The organism is Collinsella sp. CLA-ER-H3 (assembly GCF_040092425.1).
GTDB lineage: Bacteria > Actinomycetota > Coriobacteriia > Coriobacteriales > Coriobacteriaceae > Collinsella.
On record NZ_JBBNLP010000028.1, the window covers coordinates 1 to 852 of the forward strand.

General features: G+C 62.3%; 1 protein-coding gene. It reads right to left on the bottom strand.

All coding sequences use genetic code 11. The features are described 5' to 3' along the window. Nucleotides 1-852 (bottom strand): SIS domain-containing protein (locus AAAX32_RS10020; protein WP_349100739.1); only part of this gene is annotated, 852 nt, incomplete at both ends.

The following is an 852-nucleotide window of genomic DNA, read 5'->3' on the forward strand; positions in this document are numbered from 1 at the left end:
GACGCCCTTCTCGTCGGCGAGCATGTGAGTGAAGTTGTCCACGCGGTCCATGAGCTTACGGGTGTCGTCCTCGCCGTAGAGCATGATGAGGCTCGTGCCCTCCTCGCACAGCTCGATGGTGCCGTGGAAGAACTCGGCGGCGTGGATGGACTTGGTCTTGATCCACTGCATCTCCTCGAGGATGCACATGGCGTAGTCGTAGGCCTCGCCCCAGAGCATGCCGGAGCCGATCACCATGTGGTAGTCGGTGTCCTTGAAGTCCTCGGCCATGGCGGCGCAGCGCTCGTCCTGGGCGTCCTTGGCCTTGATGAGGTACGGGGCGATGTTGCCGAACTCCTCCATGAAGGTGTCGTACTTGGGGAAGGCGCCGGCGTTCTTGAGGAAGCGGGCGACCAGCGTGATCTGGTAGGTGTAGATGGCCTCGCACAGGACGTCGTCCTCGGCGAAGCTGAAGAACTTGTAGTCGGCGTACTCGGTGGCCGGGGTGTTGTCGTTGGAGACATACATCAGCGTGCGGGCGCCCTGCTCCTGGCAGAACTTGGCGGCCTCGATGATCTCGGGGGTGGTGCCGGTACGGGTGGAGAAGACGCAGACCGAGTCCTTGTTGAAGGCCTTGGGCGGGCACGCGAGGAACTCGGCGGCGATCTCGCAGTGGACGTCGACGTCGGCCGTGGTGGTCTCGACCCAGTACTTCATCGGGAGCGTGTGGGCCCAGGTGCCGCCGCAGCCGATGAAGAAGATGTTGGAATAGCCCTGCTCGCAGACCTCGTCCACGGCAGCCTCAATCTGAGGACGGAGAGCGAGGGCATCGCTCACAACCTTCTCGTAACGAGGCTCATCGAAATTGAACAT